17 protein-coding genes are annotated in these 14828 nt (G+C 51.6%); 4 read left to right on the forward strand and 13 right to left on the reverse strand.

Annotation, left to right across the window (positions count from 1 at the left end; genetic code table 11):
* Positions 1 to 8 precede the first annotated feature (8 nt).
* The 8 genes from D3P07_RS04235 to D3P07_RS04270 all read right to left on the reverse strand — a co-directional run bounded on the left by D3P07_RS04235 (position 9) and on the right by D3P07_RS04270 (position 8428).
* A complete protein-coding gene (locus tag D3P07_RS04235; RefSeq protein ID WP_119798811.1) occupies positions 9 to 884 on the reverse strand; it encodes a type II secretion system F family protein in 876 nt (291 codons plus the stop codon).
* 87 nt (positions 885 to 971) lie between these two features.
* Positions 972 to 1826 (reverse strand): type II secretion system F family protein, encoded by an 855-nt coding sequence (locus tag D3P07_RS04240; RefSeq protein ID WP_259391332.1) that lies wholly within the window; start codon positions 1824 to 1826, stop codon positions 972 to 974.
* On the reverse strand, positions 1810 to 3045 hold the full coding sequence (locus D3P07_RS04245) for a TadA family conjugal transfer-associated ATPase (protein WP_119798812.1): 1236 nt from the start codon (positions 3043 to 3045) through the stop codon (positions 1810 to 1812). Before D3P07_RS04245 ends, D3P07_RS04240 begins: the two co-directional genes overlap by 17 nt.
* Positions 3032 to 4183 carry a P-loop NTPase family protein gene (locus D3P07_RS04250; protein WP_119798813.1) on the reverse strand — a complete coding sequence of 384 codons (1152 nt, stop codon included), beginning with the start codon at positions 4181 to 4183 and terminating at the stop codon, positions 3032 to 3034. The genes D3P07_RS04245 and D3P07_RS04250 overlap by 14 nt, the downstream gene beginning before the upstream one ends.
* Before the next feature lie 172 nt (positions 4184 to 4355).
* On the reverse strand, positions 4356 to 4754 hold the full coding sequence (gene ndk / locus D3P07_RS04255) for a nucleoside-diphosphate kinase (RefSeq protein ID WP_119798814.1): 399 nt from the start codon (positions 4752 to 4754) through the stop codon (positions 4356 to 4358).
* 35 nt (positions 4755 to 4789) lie between these two features.
* Positions 4790 to 5590 carry a pyruvate, water dikinase regulatory protein gene (locus D3P07_RS04260; RefSeq protein WP_119798815.1) on the reverse strand — a complete coding sequence of 267 codons (801 nt, stop codon included), beginning with the start codon at positions 5588 to 5590 and terminating at the stop codon, positions 4790 to 4792.
* A complete protein-coding gene (locus tag D3P07_RS04265; protein ID WP_119798816.1) occupies positions 5587 to 6222 on the reverse strand; it encodes a helix-turn-helix transcriptional regulator in 636 nt (211 codons plus the stop codon). Before D3P07_RS04265 ends, D3P07_RS04260 begins: the two co-directional genes overlap by 4 nt.
* 421 nt (positions 6223 to 6643) lie before the next feature.
* Positions 6644 to 8428, reverse strand: coding sequence for a M3 family oligoendopeptidase (locus tag D3P07_RS04270; protein WP_119798817.1), 1785 nt, complete (start codon positions 8426 to 8428; stop codon positions 6644 to 6646).
* Positions 8429 to 8567: 139 nt separating this feature from the next.
* On the opposite strand from D3P07_RS04270, the gene D3P07_RS04275 reads away from it, so the two are divergent.
* The gene (locus D3P07_RS04275; RefSeq protein WP_119798818.1) at positions 8568 to 8732 is read left to right on the forward strand and encodes a YycC family protein; all 165 of its coding nucleotides are present in this window, start codon (positions 8568 to 8570) and stop codon (positions 8730 to 8732) included.
* Entirely contained in the window at positions 8732 to 8962 is a 231-nt protein-coding gene (locus D3P07_RS04280; RefSeq protein WP_119798990.1) for a hypothetical protein, read from the forward strand. Before D3P07_RS04275 ends, D3P07_RS04280 begins: the two co-directional genes overlap by 1 nt.
* 17 nt (positions 8963 to 8979) lie before the next feature.
* Here the strand turns inward: D3P07_RS04280 and D3P07_RS04285 are convergent, their stop codons facing one another.
* Entirely contained in the window at positions 8980 to 9690 is a 711-nt protein-coding gene (locus tag D3P07_RS04285) for a DUF2225 domain-containing protein (protein WP_119798819.1), read from the reverse strand.
* A 14-nt stretch (positions 9691 to 9704) separates the two neighbouring features.
* A complete protein-coding gene (locus D3P07_RS04290) occupies positions 9705 to 10082 on the reverse strand; it encodes a globin domain-containing protein (protein WP_182914171.1) in 378 nt (125 codons plus the stop codon).
* Between the two features lie 398 nt (positions 10083 to 10480).
* On the opposite strand from D3P07_RS04290, the gene ylbJ reads away from it, so the two are divergent.
* Positions 10481 to 11578, forward strand: coding sequence for a sporulation integral membrane protein YlbJ (gene ylbJ, locus D3P07_RS04295; RefSeq protein WP_119798821.1), 1098 nt, complete (start codon positions 10481 to 10483; stop codon positions 11576 to 11578).
* Positions 11579 to 11667: 89 nt separating this feature from the next.
* On the forward strand, positions 11668 to 12465 hold the full coding sequence (locus D3P07_RS04300; RefSeq protein WP_119798991.1) for an NAD kinase: 798 nt from the start codon (positions 11668 to 11670) through the stop codon (positions 12463 to 12465).
* Between the two features lie 35 nt (positions 12466 to 12500).
* On the opposite strand, the gene D3P07_RS04305 is transcribed toward D3P07_RS04300, so the two are convergent.
* The 3 genes from D3P07_RS04305 to D3P07_RS04315 all read right to left on the reverse strand — a co-directional run bounded on the left by D3P07_RS04305 (position 12501) and on the right by D3P07_RS04315 (position 14821).
* A complete protein-coding gene (locus D3P07_RS04305; RefSeq protein ID WP_259391333.1) occupies positions 12501 to 13202 on the reverse strand; it encodes a YutD family protein in 702 nt (233 codons plus the stop codon).
* A 28-nt stretch (positions 13203 to 13230) separates the two neighbouring features.
* Complete coding sequence (gene lipA, locus D3P07_RS04310; protein ID WP_119798822.1) at positions 13231 to 14187, reverse strand: lipoyl synthase; 957 nt, start codon at positions 14185 to 14187, stop codon at positions 13231 to 13233.
* 382 nt (positions 14188 to 14569) lie between these two features.
* Positions 14570 to 14821 (reverse strand): hypothetical protein, encoded by a 252-nt coding sequence (locus D3P07_RS04315; RefSeq protein ID WP_119798823.1) that lies wholly within the window; start codon positions 14819 to 14821, stop codon positions 14570 to 14572.
* Between the last annotated feature and the right edge of the window lie 7 nt (positions 14822 to 14828).

The raw sequence follows: 14828 nt of genomic DNA on the forward strand, positions 1-14828 counted from the left end.
CAATATAGTTAGGACATCACTAGCAAGGCTGGCGCCGCTACAATAATCATCATAATGAACATCACACCGACCAGCGGAAATACAAGCTTGGACGAAGCCTCTTCCCCGCTGATGCGGGCAAGTCCTTTCCGTTTCTCCCACAGAGAATAAGACAGCTCCCTTACCGCGAGTACAAAATGCTCACCGCCTTTCCGATAATTCAGCAGCATCACTGTTGTAAACAGCGAGGCTTCCTGAACCGCGCAGCTGCGGTTAAATCTCTCCAATACAACACTGAAGGATTGTCCGTTGTTCATCGCTGCCACAGCCGCACCCCACTCCTTGTCTAAAGGATGATTCAGATTGTCTATGCCTTCCATACAACGTACGAACGCTCGTTGTACCGTCTCTCCAGCGCTCACCAGCAGCATTAACTTGCTCATCCGGTCTGGCAAACCCGTAATAATCGCTTTTTTGCGCCGTTCCAGCTTCTTACCAGCTTCGGCAAATTGACGAAAGGCCAGCGCGACAAATGCGAGCACACCAGCAAATAGAATGAAGTTTTCACCGATCATCCATGAAAGCCAGCAGCTTCCTACAAGTGCCGCATATCCCGTTCCAACCGAACTAGCAGCTTCTGCTTTTGTTCTCTCAATCGTCCAGGAAGCTCCATTCAAGATCATCAGCTTGCCATGATAGCTGTTCAGCATATGCTGGAAGGCATCCCACTCGCATGCTTTCTCCCAAGCACGCAAGAACGGCTCCTGAATGAGCAGAGCACTTAGAGCTGCATCCCCTTTTTTTCCTCGATTCTGCCTCAACAATCGCGGGATGCGCCTCAGTGCAGACCTGCCGATAAGAAAAACCCAGCCCGCCGTAAGCAGCAAAGCCGCAAAAAGTGCCATGTTGTTCCTCCTAAAAGTTTTGCGAAGCAAAACTACTTCGAAAGCTTAAACTTAGTTTTGCGAAGCAAACTTACTTCGAAGCCTATGCTAAATGTCGATACGCATGATGCGGTCCATGATCCAAAAGCAAACGAGCAGCAAAAGCAGCAGTACCGTCATAATGACATATCCCAGACCACTGTATAGGGGCAACATATAATCCGATGCCGCCAGCCCAAGAAAAGCCAGAAACACAAAAGGCACAGCCATCATAATGCGAGACTCGAATCGCTTCTGGGCAAGGAGGATTTTAATGTCTCCTTCCACGGTCAGCTTGTCGCCAATGATGGTCGATGTGCGTCGCATCACTTCAAGCAGATCCCCTCCCGAACGTTTGCAAGTCGTTAAGGCGTCGACGAATTGTGTGATTTCATCAACTTGCGCCCTGTCCGCCAAGTCTCGCAGCGCACCCTCAAGCGGCTCGAAATTGTCCAAGCGATGAATCAAGATCTGAATCTCCTTCAACATATCTGTTCCTTCATCGGAATAAAGCAGCTTCATATCCTCCAACACCCCGCGAAACGCATTTTCCAAGGAGCGGCCGGCAGCAAGCGATGAGGTTAACGAAAACAATGCTTCTTTGAACTGCAGCTTCAGGCGATTTCTGCGCCCCTCAAGCAGCGATCTGCGCCTCCATCTGGGAGTCGCAGCTCCACATATGGAGATGATGAGCGACAAAGGAACGGATTGATAGAACAGATAAGCAGCTCCGAAAATAAGTGCACTTCCAACCACTACGGAAAACGCCAGCTCTCTGTGATTGAGATGATATTCCGTATAGCGAGGGAGGCGCGACGGGTTTGGCAAAGCGTTCAAAACCCCATCCCAGCCCATCCATTCCGCCAGGCGGCGAATGGAGCTTTTGCTTTTATGCACATGAAGCGGCTTAACCGACTCTCCCATTCGCCATCTCCTTTCCGGCCATACGAAGCTTTTCGGTTCGGCTCAGCTCGCCTACACGCTCCAGCGTGCCGATGATGCGGCCGCTGCTCTCCCCATCCTCTCGAAACTGGAACAAAGGCTTCAGCTTAACTTCACCGTTCTCGATCCCTGTCACTTCGGAAATTTCGGCAACTCTCCGTGACCGATCCCGGTAACGCGACAAATGGATCATTATGTCGATTGCCGATGCAATCTGGCCGCGGATCACGCTGAGCGGCAGCTCCGCCGCACTAAGAACCATCGTCTCCAGACGACTGATCATATCCTGGCAATTATTCGAGTGGCCTGTGGAGACGGAGCCTTCATGCCCAGTGTTCATGGCTTGCAGCATATCCAGCGCCTCCCCGCCCCGAACCTCTCCAACCACGATCCGATTAGGCCGCATCCGCAGGGAGGAACGGATCAAATCTCGAATGGAGATTTCTCCTTTCCCTTCTGTGTTCGCGTTCCTAGTCTCCAGTGAAACCAGATTGGGGACGGTCCGAATTTGCAGCTCTGCGGAATCCTCGATTGTAATAATGCGCTCATCTGAAGGAATGTACTGAGACAGCGCATTAAGGAATGTCGTTTTCCCCGTACCCGTACCGCCGCTAATGAACATATTGTATTTGGCTTCCACCAGCTCTCTCAGAACCTCAGCTGCTTCCACCGTCAACGATTGGAGCTCGATCAGTTTGTCCATCGTCATAGGCTTATCCGGGAATTTACGTATGGTCATGCAGGGTCCCTTCAAGGCAACCGGGGGCAGGACGATATTGACGCGCGAGCCGTCTTTCAGTCTTGCATCGACGATAGGAGATGACTCATTGACGACCCGGTTCACTCCGGCAACGACCGACTGGATTAAATCTTCGAGCCTTTCCTTACTCTCGAACGCTCCCGGCATAAGCGTCATGACGCCATGCCTCTCCACATATACCTCTGTGTGGCTATTAATCATAATTTCACTTACAGCAGGATCATCCATAAGCGGCTGCAGAACATCCATACCTCTGAAAGAGTGATAGAGTCTTCTGACAAGCTTGACCTTCTCGGTCGCTGTCATGGGATGGCGTTCGCACCACTGGAATACGGCCGCTTCTGTCTTGTTCATTAATTCCTCGTCCGACATTGCGCCGCGAAAATCAATCTCATCCCGTATCTTGCCACGCAGTGTATTTATCAGTTCATCCGACAGCATGTATACGCAAATCCTCGTTTCCGCCAAGCAGATGGGCGCATAGCCGGTCAGCCGCCGCACGATATGAAGAGGAAGACCATACGGGGTGAAGCTCTCCCCGTCTCCATTCCCTCACAAGCGGCAGTGCTACAGGCGCAAGTGCGACTTCCACAGTAGGCATTGGGTTTCCAAGCTCCGCATTCATGCCGTTGCAGACGACCTCTGAGCGTGCCGCAATCTTCTCGAATGCCTCACCGAACTTCTGCCTGCCGTACTGCAGCATAAGCGTTTGCTTCGCTAGCGCAGACCGCTCTTCCGATATGACCCACAAATTCCGGTCTGCGCGCATAAGCAATTCAAAATGCAGCTCATCCATACCGTCGTCCATATCTACGACGACTCCGTCATAATGGCCGCTCTGCGCGATCGATTCGACCATGGCCGCCGCATCAACAGGAAGCAGGGATGCCCGGTCCTCTTGATTTCGGAAACCTCGCAGATAGTCGCATTTCATCTGCGGATGAAACTTCCGATGCTGTGCGAGCCATGCCACATGAGATGATGCGCCTGATTTTATCGCGTACAGCAGCTCCGACAGCCCCTCTCCGTCCCATGCCGCTTCCCCGCCTGGCTGAAGCCAGAGCTCGGAAGTATTCCATCTCTCCAAATTAAGATACAGCATTCGAAGTCCACGAGCGCTCGCCGCTCCAGTCAGATGCAAGGCAAGCGTCGTCTTGCCCACACCGCCGGAGGCGGAATGAACGGTCAGTACCAGCGCACCGTTGCCATTCGGATTCGATGTTGGCCCTCGCATGGGCTTATGACCCATCGCTTCGAATTGATCCGATATGCCTTGCAGCAGCAACGGCAACGCTTGGTATTGCAGCAGCTCCGGCTGGCCATTCGTCTCTCCCAATCTCGCAACCAGCGTTATAGAAGGAATGTGGGACAGCTCCGGCTGCAGTTCTCGAAGAAGATCCGGTTCAGCCACAATAAGATCAATGGCATACCCTTGTTTGGCGAATTGCTTGCACGCATTCGGATGCGTAAAGGCAGACACCTGCCATCGCTCTCCGAAGGAGCTGCCGCGAATGTAATCGGCAATCCTTCTCGTATACTCCTTCTCCTTGACCACAATAGCGAGTTGATTTCTCTTCAATGTACATCCTCCTTTCGATTCTTCATCCACGGGTATACAGAAATCCCCAATAAAGGCACGCAAAAAAGCACCGCAAAGGGCGCAGTTACCTGCAGCCTTATACGGTGCTTCCGTGGTTTCTTATTGACTTGCTATAGAATTTACCATAACTTGTCTGAACCGTCAACCATTCTTAGTGGAAATAGAGACCGATCTCTCTCTCCGCATTTTCACAGGAATCCGAGCCGTGGATAATGTTGCTCGCAACATCCGTCGCATAATCGCCTCTTATCGTTCCTGCAATCGCGTCCGTCGGATTGGTCGCGCCGATAATGGAGCGGGCGTTCTGAACCGCATCCTTGCCCTCCAGCACCATCGCGAACACGGGTCCCGACGTGATGAAATCCACAAGCTCGCCGAAGAACGGCTTCGAATTGAGATGCTCATAATGGGATTCTGCCAACTGGCGATCCAGCTGCGTCAGCTTCGCATCCTTAATCGTGAACCCCTTTTCTTCAAATCTGGCAACAATCCGGCCGACCAGGCCGCGCGATACCCCATCAGGTTTTACCATTACAAATGTTTTTTCCATGTTTGAACCCTCCGTCTATATATAGGTATAGCCAATTATTTGTTCAACCATTCCATAATGATACCCGCTGTTTCTTCGATTGCGCGATTCGTCACGTCGATCACCGGACAATTCAGACCTGCCATCACAGAAGCCGCATAGTTCAGCTCTTCCTGGATTCGTTCCGGGCTGGCATATTGCGCGGAAGCCGGCAGTCCCAAAGTCTTGAGCCGCTCGGAACGGATCTCTAGCAGATGCTCCGGCTGCATCGTGAGGCCTACAATTAAGCGACCAGGCCCTTGCTTCAGCTCTTCCGGGGGATTAACCTCTGGCATAAGCGGCAGATTAGCGACCTTGATGCCTTTGTGCGACAGGAAGACGCTAAGCGGCGTCTTCGACGTGCGCGACACGCCGATCAGAACAACCTGCGCCTGCACCAAACCTCTGGCATCCTTGCCGTCATCGTATTTGACAGCAAATTCAATGGCTTCGATACGACGATGATAAGCTTCGTCTATCGAATGCAGAAGACCCGGCTCGCGACTCGGGAAGCTGCCGAACGTATCGACGAACGCTTGCATCATCGGCCCCATCACATCCACGGCCCGAACGCCGTGCCTTGCCGACTCTTCTCTCATCCATTCCCGAAGCTCCGGCTGTACGAGCGTATAGCTGATAAAACTGCCCGTTTCTGCAGCTTCGGCGACTATGCGAGCGATTTCATCTTCGGTCCTGAGATGGCTGTACCGCTTGATCTTCACATCCTCAGATGAGAATTGCCTTAACGTAGCTTTGGCAACCGCCTCTGCCGTTTCTCCTACCGCGTCGGAACAGACATAAATATATTGCTGTGTCATATTCTCTGGTCCCCCAATTCCTGAGCTGTCGCAATATCTGACATGAGCGAGACGATATTAGACTTCGACACCCATCCCGTTACAATCGGATTGATTCCCGGCTCATCTTCAGGCACAATGACCGGCAAGCAATCCACCTGTTGCTGCGACAGTTTGCTGATCGCCTCCATGACAGATTCATCTGGAGTCAGCGTTACCACGTTGGGATACCGGGTCATGACCATACTAACAGGAATCGTCGCGGCTCCCGAATTTCCTAACGTAATTTTGAGCAGATCCTTTGGGGTGATGATACCCGCAAAGCGCTTGTCCTCATTGACGACAATTAGTGTATTCGCATTCTCCATAAAGAGCGTAATAACGGCGTCGTGAACGGACAGCGTATCCGGAATATTGACCGGCACGCCTTGCACTTCCTTCACCTTCATGCGGTTAAACCGCTGAAGCGGCTCATGGCTCGCTCGGAACGTATTGCCGAGGAAATAACCCACCTTCGGCTTCGCATCAAGCATGCCGAGCATGACGAGCAGAGACAGATCCGAACGAAGCGTCGGACGGCTCACGCCCAAATATTCGGCCAACTGCTCCCCCGTTACGGGCGAATGCTTCTTGACCAGCTCAATGAGCTCCAATTGCCTTGAAGATAGCTGAATGATGGTCCCCTCTTTTCCTATATGAGGCTGTTCAAAAAGTCCACTTTTGATCACGAAGCAGATCAGGAAGCCTACTCGACATCGAATATGGCATTCAGCCGGAACTTCCGGTGCTCACGCAGCTTCCACTACGCTCCGCTCCTCATTTCCTAGCTTCAACCCATCTTCTGCAGCGTTTTGAAAAAACGCATCATCGGTAGCATAAGCTCATGTGCTGAAAACGAACTTTTTGAACATGCACTATATGACTCATAATATATGTTTATATGAAAATATCTCCTTAAATAAGATATCATATTCAAATATATTGTACAACATATCCTTCAATCAACTTGATATAAGCTGCCCATATCACAAAAAAGCCCCGGCAGCGAATGATTCACTACCGGGGCACCTCTATTTATTTCTCTTCCGTCATCTCCAGGAACAGCCGCACGTCATCTTCCGTGAGGGCGACCGCGTCCTTCCAGAAACTTTGCTCCTCCAAATTCACGCCAAGATGCTTCTGCGCCAACTGTTCAACCGTCAGCCGACCGGTATCCTTTAACAGCGCCACATATTTCTCTGCAAATTCAGGGCCTTCCTCTATCGCACGAGCGTATAACCCCGAGCTGAACAGGTATCCGAACGTATACGGGAAGTTGTAGAACGGCACATCCGTCAGGTAGAAGTGCAGCTTCGACGTCCAGAACTGCGGATGGGCATCGCCGAGCATATCCATATAAGCCTCACGCTGCGCCTCTTCCATCAGCTTGTTCAATTCTTCTGCGGTCACCAAGCCTTGCTTCCGGCGCTCGTAGAAGCGCGTCTCGAAGAGGAAGCGGGCCCGGATGTTCATGAAGAAAGCAACGGCGCGCTGAATTTTGTCCTCCAGCAGCCCAAGCTTCTCCTCATCATCCGCAGCCGCCTTCATCGCTCTGTCGGATACGATCATCTCGGCGAACGTAGAGGCTGTCTCCGCCACGTTCATCGCATATTCTTGAGACATGGCAGGCAGATCGTTCATGACATGCTGATGATAAGCATGGCCAAGCTCATGGGCGAGTGTCGATATATTGGATGCCGTACCCGAATACGTCATGAAGATGCGTGTTTGTCCACTCTTAGGGAACGAGGTGCAAAACCCGCCTGGACGCTTGTCAGCGCGATCCTCTGCTTCTATCCATCCATCCGCGAACGCCTTCTCGGAAAACTCCGCAAGCGCAGGATCGAATGCGCGGAACTGCTCGATGATGAAGCGAGCGCCCTCTTCGTATGGCACCGTACGCGCAGAAGAACCGATCGGCGCCTCCACATCATGCCAATCCAGCTTTTCAAGGCCAAACAGCTTTGCTTTTCGCTCCAGATAAGGGATAAGCGCCTTCTTGCCTTCCTCAATAGCTCCCCACATGGCGTCCAGTGTGGCCGCGCTCATCCGGTTGATCGCCAGCGGCTCTTGCAAGACATCGTCCCACCCGCGATTCTCATACAGCTTCAAGCGGAAGCCGGCGATACGATTAAGCGTATCGGAGCTGAGATCGGTAAGCGAGGACCATACCCGCTCCCACTCTGCAAAAGCTTCCTGGCGCACAACGCGATCGCTGGACGAGAGACGGTTGGACATCTGCCCTGCGGACAGCACCTTCTTCTCGCCAGATGCCTCCTCGACATGAAATTGAGCGCGTGATACGATGACGTTATAGTTGTCACCCCAGCCATGGTACCCGTCAATTGCCAGATCGCCCGCCAGCGCTTCCAGCTCCGGCGCCATCTTCAGCTTCGCCTTCTCTCTCCGCTCGCTCAGATTGAAAGCGATCGCTCCCAGCGTCTCATCCTGAAGCATTGCCATCCACTCCGCATCCGGTATGCCTCTGAGCACATTATCGTAACGGGTCATCGCCGCAGCGTATTTCGCCGAGATGGTTTTCACTCTGTCATTCAACCCGACAGCCGCCTGATCCCGTACATTTTGCGCGATGAGGCAGCCGACAAAGGAATCCGATTGCCTCAGGCTCAGCAGCACGTCTTGGGCAATACTGGTCATTTCCTTAATCGATTGTACGTGATGTCCTTCTTCCTTTTTCAACAGCTCATTCAAGCGCGCAATCCCGCTCTCCATACCTGCAAGCTCCTGCGCGAACGCTTCGGAAGCGGAGCCTCCCGGGTAAATCGCATCCATATCCCATCTAATTGGATAACTGTTCATTATTGTCACTCTCCTTATGGTTGTTCCTCGTTTTATGTAACGCAGCGATGAAAAAACCGAGCGGCGTCCGCAAATAATTTGCGAGAAACCTGCCCGGCGGTGTATAACAGTAGTATATCCTGATTGGAGGAACAACACCATGTCTAAACCATTGCAAATATCGCCCGAGACCGCCATCAAGCTGTCCGAGCAACTCAATATCCCGCTTGAGCACTTGATGCACATGCCTAAGCATATCTTGCTTCAAAAGCTGGCCGAGCTGGCCAAAAAAGAAGCCGATGCCGCCGGGGAGAAGCCGGAATGATGATTCCGTTCCAGAATGCATGGCCTTATGAGCGGATCATGGGGGATCTCTATGTATCCAACTGTCCTTTCTGCGATACGGACAACGTTCTGCTGCCCTTGAAGCCATCGGAGCTTCCCGACATTCAAGACGGCAAGAAACGACTTATGGTATTCCCATGCTGCCGCAACAAAATAACTATCATTGATGCGGATCAAGACTATCTACTCACAGACGGACCGCTGCGCTAATGTTCAGCGAAGCGGTCTTATGCGCTGCCGACCTCTTGCGATGCCGGCTTCGCCTTGCCGAGCCGATTCTCTTCCGCTTCCTGCCGGATAAGCTGCCACTGCTCCCGGCTGGCGCGGATCATAGCGGCATCCATAATTTTTTTATCATTTACGACACGAGAGAACCACTTTACCGCTTCATTCAGCTCGCCGATACGCCTGTTTAATTCCCCCATCAAATACATCAGCTTGGCATTATTAACGGAAACGCCCTCAAGCTCGAATACGCGTACGTACGCCTCCAGAGCAAACTTCAAGAAACGCTGCTCCTCCGCCACGTTCTTCTCATAGCGGTACAGCCACGCAATATGATGCAGCAGGCCGGCGATGACGCGATCCTTGACACCTGTAACCTGAGCTGTAAGCAAAGCCAGCTTGTAGCTTGCCATAGCCTGCTCCGCAGTCCGCTCTCCGTTGAAGCTCTGCCCCTTCCAATTATTGCCGATACGATCATAATAATTTTTCTTCTGAGTATCGTTTAGCTTATCTAAGCCGTTCTCTGTCGAAGCGAACCCGCAGCTTGGACATATGCGAACAACATAAAAATCCGGATTGACGCCATTATCATAATGACCGCAAAAATCGGAATCCACGGCAGACGCCCTCTTGAAACTTGGGCGGACTCTAGTTGACTGAAATATCGTTTCACAGCAGATGCATGAGATCTTGGACTCGTACAGCGGCTCCATGGCTTCACGTCTCCTTAATTTGAATTGACGAAGTGATGCGCAGGTCCAGACAAACGATCCAGCACGACGGCTTGCAGCTCGCGCTCAAGCCCTACCTCCTCCAGAGCTCTGCCCATGCATTCCAGCCAAGCGGCTGCATGATCCGGCGTAATCTTGAACGGCATATGCCGAGCTCTCATCATGGGATGCCCGTGCAGATCTGAAAACAAGCTTGGACCTCCAAAAAACTGTGTCAAAAATTGATATTGCTTCTCCATGACAGGATCGATATCTTCTGGAAAGAGCGGACCTATAAGCGGGTGTGCTTGTACCTTCGGATAGAACGACTCGACTATAGACCTGATTCCTTCGGCTCCCCCTACTGCTTCATAGAGGCTTATATTCCTATTCATCGTCATTTCCAACTCCATTGTGTAGGTATTAGGAATTATATTTCCGTAATTCCTTGAGGTAAAAAAAATCGCCCGCTGCAAAAAACACGGGCGTTCATCGATGGACTACTGCTACAAGTTAGGCTTCATATTCCTCTTCGCTGGGCGAAGAGATCGATTCTTTGATGACATAGACAAAAGCGCAGACAAGAATGCCGGCGATAATACTCATGATCATCACTCCAACCGTGTATTATGATTCTATTGTACCATAAAGCGACCCCAATAACACCCGATTTGCAAACGTTTTCTTTAACAATTCTCATTTTTATATTCCGCTTGCGGTGATGGAAAGACCTGCTTGGACATATACGTAATAGGAGAGCCTGTACAGGTCATAATCGAAGGAGGCGGCCTGCATGCTGCGTGCTTTCCTGCATCCCTTATCGGTCACTGCGCTATCCGCGCTCTTTATCGCCCTACTCATGGCCGTGTACCCGGTCGAGACGCTCCAATCCTCGCTTCGCGGGCTTTCCATTTGGTGGGAGGTACTGTTTCCCGCCCTCTTCCCATTCTTCGTCATCTCCGAGCTGCTGCTCGGCTTCGGCATTGTTCATTTCTTCGGCAAGTTGCTGGACCCGCTTATGCGCCCGTTGTTCCGACTTCCCGGGATTGGAGGGTTTGTTGTAACGATGGGATACATATCAGGCTATCCGGTTGGTGCAAGGCTTACGGCGCAGCTTTGGGCGCAGCGCCTTATCACGAGAGCGGAAGGAGAGCGCCTGGTTGCATTCACCACTACATCCGACCCCATCTTCCTGATCGGAGCTGTTTCGGTCGGCTTTTTCCAAAACGCCGCTGTAGCCCCAATTCTGGCCGCTGCTCACTATGGCGGCGGTTTTCTGATCGGCCTGCTCATGAGGTTTCATGATGCCCGCAAGGAACCAATCAAAGAACGCACAGAGCCAAGTCCCAAGGATACAGCCTCTACCTCTGGCAAGGTCAGCCGCCGAATCTCGCGCAGTAGGCTAGGCATCGCCTTGAAAGCCATGCATGAAGCTCGTCTGCTGGACGGACGAGGTATGGGACGCTTGCTCCAGGACTCCATACAATCCGCATTGAAGCTGATGATTGTCGTAGGCGGTCTTGTCGTATTTTTCTCCGTTGTGATGGAGATGCTCACCCATGCGGGGGTCGTGGAGGCGCTCGCGGAAGCGCTGCGGCTTCTTTTCAGCTTGATCGGCTTGCCGACTCCACTTGCCGACGCTGCTATCTTTGGCTTGTTCGAGGTTACGCTTGGCTCCCGTGCAGCGGGTACGACTGGCACTGGACTTATGCATCAGGTCGCGATTGCCGCATGGGTGCTATCCTGGGGCGGACTGTCGGTGCATGCCCAGATTGCGAGCTTGCTAAGCCGTACGGATTTGCGCTATCGTCCCTTCATGATCGCAAGACTGGTGCATGGATTTCTGGCTATGGCGCTCGTCTATGCGCTATGGGGATGGCTTGGCCTTTAATGCGGTAACGCGAGTGATTCATTGAATTTAGCGGCAATTTCCGATATGATCAGTGGTATGATCGAATGTTCGGAAGGAGAATGATGACGTTGAAATACGCCGTTATCGACAGGGGCGACTCACTGTCCCAGTCGTTAGCCCAACAATTCCATGCTCTCGCAGCTGACCGTGGATTCACCCTGAATGAGACTCATCCTGACATCGTCATATCCATTGGCGGAGACGGAACGCTGCTTCAGGCGTTTCATAAATATATTGATTGTATCGCCGATGTTTCATTCGTCGGCATCCATACAGGCCATCTGGGCTTCTACGCGGATTGGAATGCCGATGAACTGGAGGAGCTGGTCCGCCATATGGCGGAGGAAACACCTCGCATGGTCCGATACCCGCTGGCCCAGATTGAGGTCGAGACAAGCACGGAGACGCTGCATTATTTGGCGCTGAATGAATTTACGCTGAAAGGCGTGGACGGTACACTCGTCGCTCAAATTAATATTAATGACGAGATGTTCGAGATGTTCCGCGGTGACGGCATCGTTATCTCTACTCCATCGGGCAGTACCGCCTACAACAAAAGCTTGGGGGGCGCCATTGTTCACCCCTCCATCGAATCGCTTCAGATCGCGGAGATCGCCTCCATCAACAACCGGGTATTCCGTACGCTAGGATCGTCGGTCCTGTTGCCGAAGCATCATCACTGCGATATCATCTCCAAAAAAGAACAACGCATTCAGCTTAGCATCGACCATGTGAACATTACCCATAGCGATATTCGTTCCATTCGCTGCAGCGTTGCTTCCCGCAAAGTAAGCTTTGCCAGACATCGCCCATTCCCGTTCTGGGATCGCGTGAGAGAAGCATTCCTGGGCTACGATGTTCGATAAGCTGTTGTTATGCGACAAAAAACGCCGGTACGCTCTTATGAGCGTCCGGCGTCTTTCTCTTTATTGGCTTGATTTTGATTGGATGGATTAGCATTCCGCGACTGCTCTGATGCTGCAGCAGACTCGCTTGCTGCCGCTTTCACCGGCTTTTTGCCTTTGTGGTCATGGTTGCCCCGATGATTTTTGTTGCGGAAGTCCTTCCGGCGGCTCTGTCCGTCACCGCCTGAGGAACGGTTGCCGCTCTCTGCGCGTGGATTGCCGCTTCCCCCGCGATGACGATGCGGATGCTGCTCTCTTGGCGCTGCTTTAGGTGCTTCAGCGGCGGAAGCCGTCTCTGCGGAAGCCGAGACAGCGGCGGATTCTACCGCGGCTCTCAGGTCGCCGGCTTCAAGGCGCACAGCATCTTCCCCATACTCGAGATCCAGATCCACATCCTCTTCGCTTGGTTCCCTGCGAGCACCCTGTTTCTTCTCCAGAATGAAATAAGCGCAGCCGAAGTTGCAATATTCGTTAATATAATCTGCAGCTGTTGAATAGGTGCTCTCTTTGCTGGCCTTCTGATGGCCATCACGAAAAAAACCCTTTAGCCGCAACTGGTTGTAGCCCCAATCCCCGATGATGTAATCATAGCGTTCAAGCACTTCGCTATATCGATTGCGAAAGGCTTCCGGATTCCAGCCGCTTCGGTTCTCATGAATAAGCTCGTACGATTTGCCTCCAATATGAATCAAAGCCATGGTTACACCTCACTTCAGCGTCGGTCAATTATTTGGCGCCAGCACTAGCGCTAGCGCAGGAGCCTGTGGATTCCAGGCCGTAATTCGGCGGAATCAGCTCTTCCGCAGCCATTGCCGCATGTGCGGAATCCGTCTGTTCATGCGCATGGTACGAGCTGCGTACGAGCGGACCCGATTCCACGTGGCGGAAGCCGCGCTTCTTGCCTTCTTCTTTCAGCTTCGCGAATTCGTCCGGATGAACATAACGCTTGATCGGCATATGTTTTGGAGTCGGCTGCAAGTATTGACCCAAAGTCAAAATGTTGCAGTCCGCCGCTCTCAAATCATCCATCGCTTGCAGAATTTCATCCCACTCTTCGCCTACGCCCAGCATGATGCTGGATTTCGTCGGAATTCTCGGCTTCATTTCTTTGGCACGCTTCAGCAGCTCCAGGGAACGCTTGTATTTCGCCTTCGCGCGTACGCGGTCGGACAAGCGCTCAACAGTCTCGATGTTATGGTTCAAGATGTCCGGGTTCGCGTCCATCACGACCTGCAAAGCATCCCAGTTGCCCATGAAGTCCGGGATAAGCACTTCCACGCGGCAGAACGGCATGCGCTTACGAATGGCTTTGATCGTAGCGGCGAAGATCGATGCTCCGCCATCAGCGAGATCATCCCGCGCAACAGATGTGACGACACAGTGCTGAAGGCCCATTTGCTCAGCAGCCTCGGCTACGCGCTCCGGCTCTTGAAGATCAAGCTCCGTCGGCAGCCCCGTCTTCACCGCACAGAAACGGCAAGCGCGCGTACAGATGTCGCCAAGGATCATGAAGGTAGCTGTACGATTCGTCCAGCATTCGTAAATATTCGGGCAGCGCGCCTCTTCACAGACCGTATGTAGCGTCTTCGTGCGCATCATATCTTTAATTTCGGCATAGTTGCCGTTTGTTGTCAATTTTATGCGAAGCCAGTCCGGCTTTTCAAGCTTTTCGCGTTGTGTCATGTGTCGATCCCTGCTTTCACATTCAGTTATAAGTTTACGGCATTGCCAACATTATAACACGCTTTGTACATAAAAAGTATGACCAGGCCCGCACGCAAAGACGATTATCTATAGTTTATCGGAATGCGATCTATCGCAAATTGAGATGTGTTTGGCTAGGACCCATCCATTTAAACCGTATGAGGATGAGATTACGTAATAACCGTACTTTACATTATGGAGTTTGGCTGACAATTCATTCATCCTATCGAATATCATGGGCCAACCATAAGGCTATGTCTTACTAATAAATCATGGTTATGTTTATCCCCAAATCGCTAACAAAGTAAGTAGCGTGTCTGTTCCTCATTCTTAAATTCCTTTTTAACGTTATAACACAGCGTTAGTTATGTTTCATTTCATATGCTAGAAAAGCTTTCTCCAGTCGTAGATGTAGTAATTCAAATCGAACATCTATTTCTAATTGATTGATGCCCAGTAACACTTCTTTAACCATTAACTTATTGAACTGCTCACCATCCCGAAAGATGTAGTGTAATATCGCATATTGACATTGCTCCAATGTTTCTAACCGCTTGTAAATCGTATCTTCCTGCTCGATGTAGCGATTATACGTGTTCATTTGTTCGCTCATATACCCA

It is taken from the genome of Paenibacillus sp. 1011MAR3C5, from assembly GCF_003591485.1.
Lineage (GTDB): Bacteria > Bacillota > Bacilli > Paenibacillales > Paenibacillaceae > Pristimantibacillus.

Bases quoted from the DNA above. Each gene is read 5' to 3' on its own strand.
- ndk (WP_119798814.1), bottom strand. From the start codon at position 4,754: ATGGAAAAAACATTTGTAATGGTAAAACCTGATGGGGTATCGCGCGGC.
- D3P07_RS04290 (WP_182914171.1), bottom strand. From the start codon at position 10,082: ATGAATAGGAATATAAGCCTCTATGAAGCAGTAGGGGGAGCCGAAGGA.
- ylbJ (WP_119798821.1), top strand. From the start codon at position 10,481: ATGCTGCGTGCTTTCCTGCATCCCTTATCGGTCACTGCGCTATCCGCG.
- D3P07_RS04260 (WP_119798815.1), bottom strand. From the start codon at position 5,590: ATGACACAGCAATATATTTATGTCTGTTCCGACGCGGTAGGAGAAACG.
- D3P07_RS04285 (WP_119798819.1), bottom strand. From the start codon at position 9,690: ATGGAGCCGCTGTACGAGTCCAAGATCTCATGCATCTGCTGTGAAACG.
- D3P07_RS04270 (WP_119798817.1), bottom strand. From the start codon at position 8,428: ATGAACAGTTATCCAATTAGATGGGATATGGATGCGATTTACCCGGGA.
- lipA (WP_119798822.1), bottom strand. From the start codon at position 14,187: ATGACACAACGCGAAAAGCTTGAAAAGCCGGACTGGCTTCGCATAAAA.
- D3P07_RS04245 (WP_119798812.1), bottom strand. From the start codon at position 3,045: ATGCTGTCGGATGAACTGATAAATACACTGCGTGGCAAGATACGGGAT.
- D3P07_RS04315 (WP_119798823.1), bottom strand. From the start codon at position 14,821: ATGAGCGAACAAATGAACACGTATAATCGCTACATCGAGCAGGAAGAT.
- D3P07_RS04305 (WP_259391333.1), bottom strand. From the start codon at position 13,202: ATGGCTTTGATTCATATTGGAGGCAAATCGTACGAGCTTATTCATGAG.
- D3P07_RS04240 (WP_259391332.1), bottom strand. From the start codon at position 1,826: ATGGGAGAGTCGGTTAAGCCGCTTCATGTGCATAAAAGCAAAAGCTCC.
- D3P07_RS04280 (WP_119798990.1), top strand. From the start codon at position 8,732: ATGATTCCGTTCCAGAATGCATGGCCTTATGAGCGGATCATGGGGGAT.
- D3P07_RS04235 (WP_119798811.1), bottom strand. From the start codon at position 884: ATGGCACTTTTTGCGGCTTTGCTGCTTACGGCGGGCTGGGTTTTTCTT.
- D3P07_RS04275 (WP_119798818.1), top strand. From the start codon at position 8,568: ATGTCTAAACCATTGCAAATATCGCCCGAGACCGCCATCAAGCTGTCC.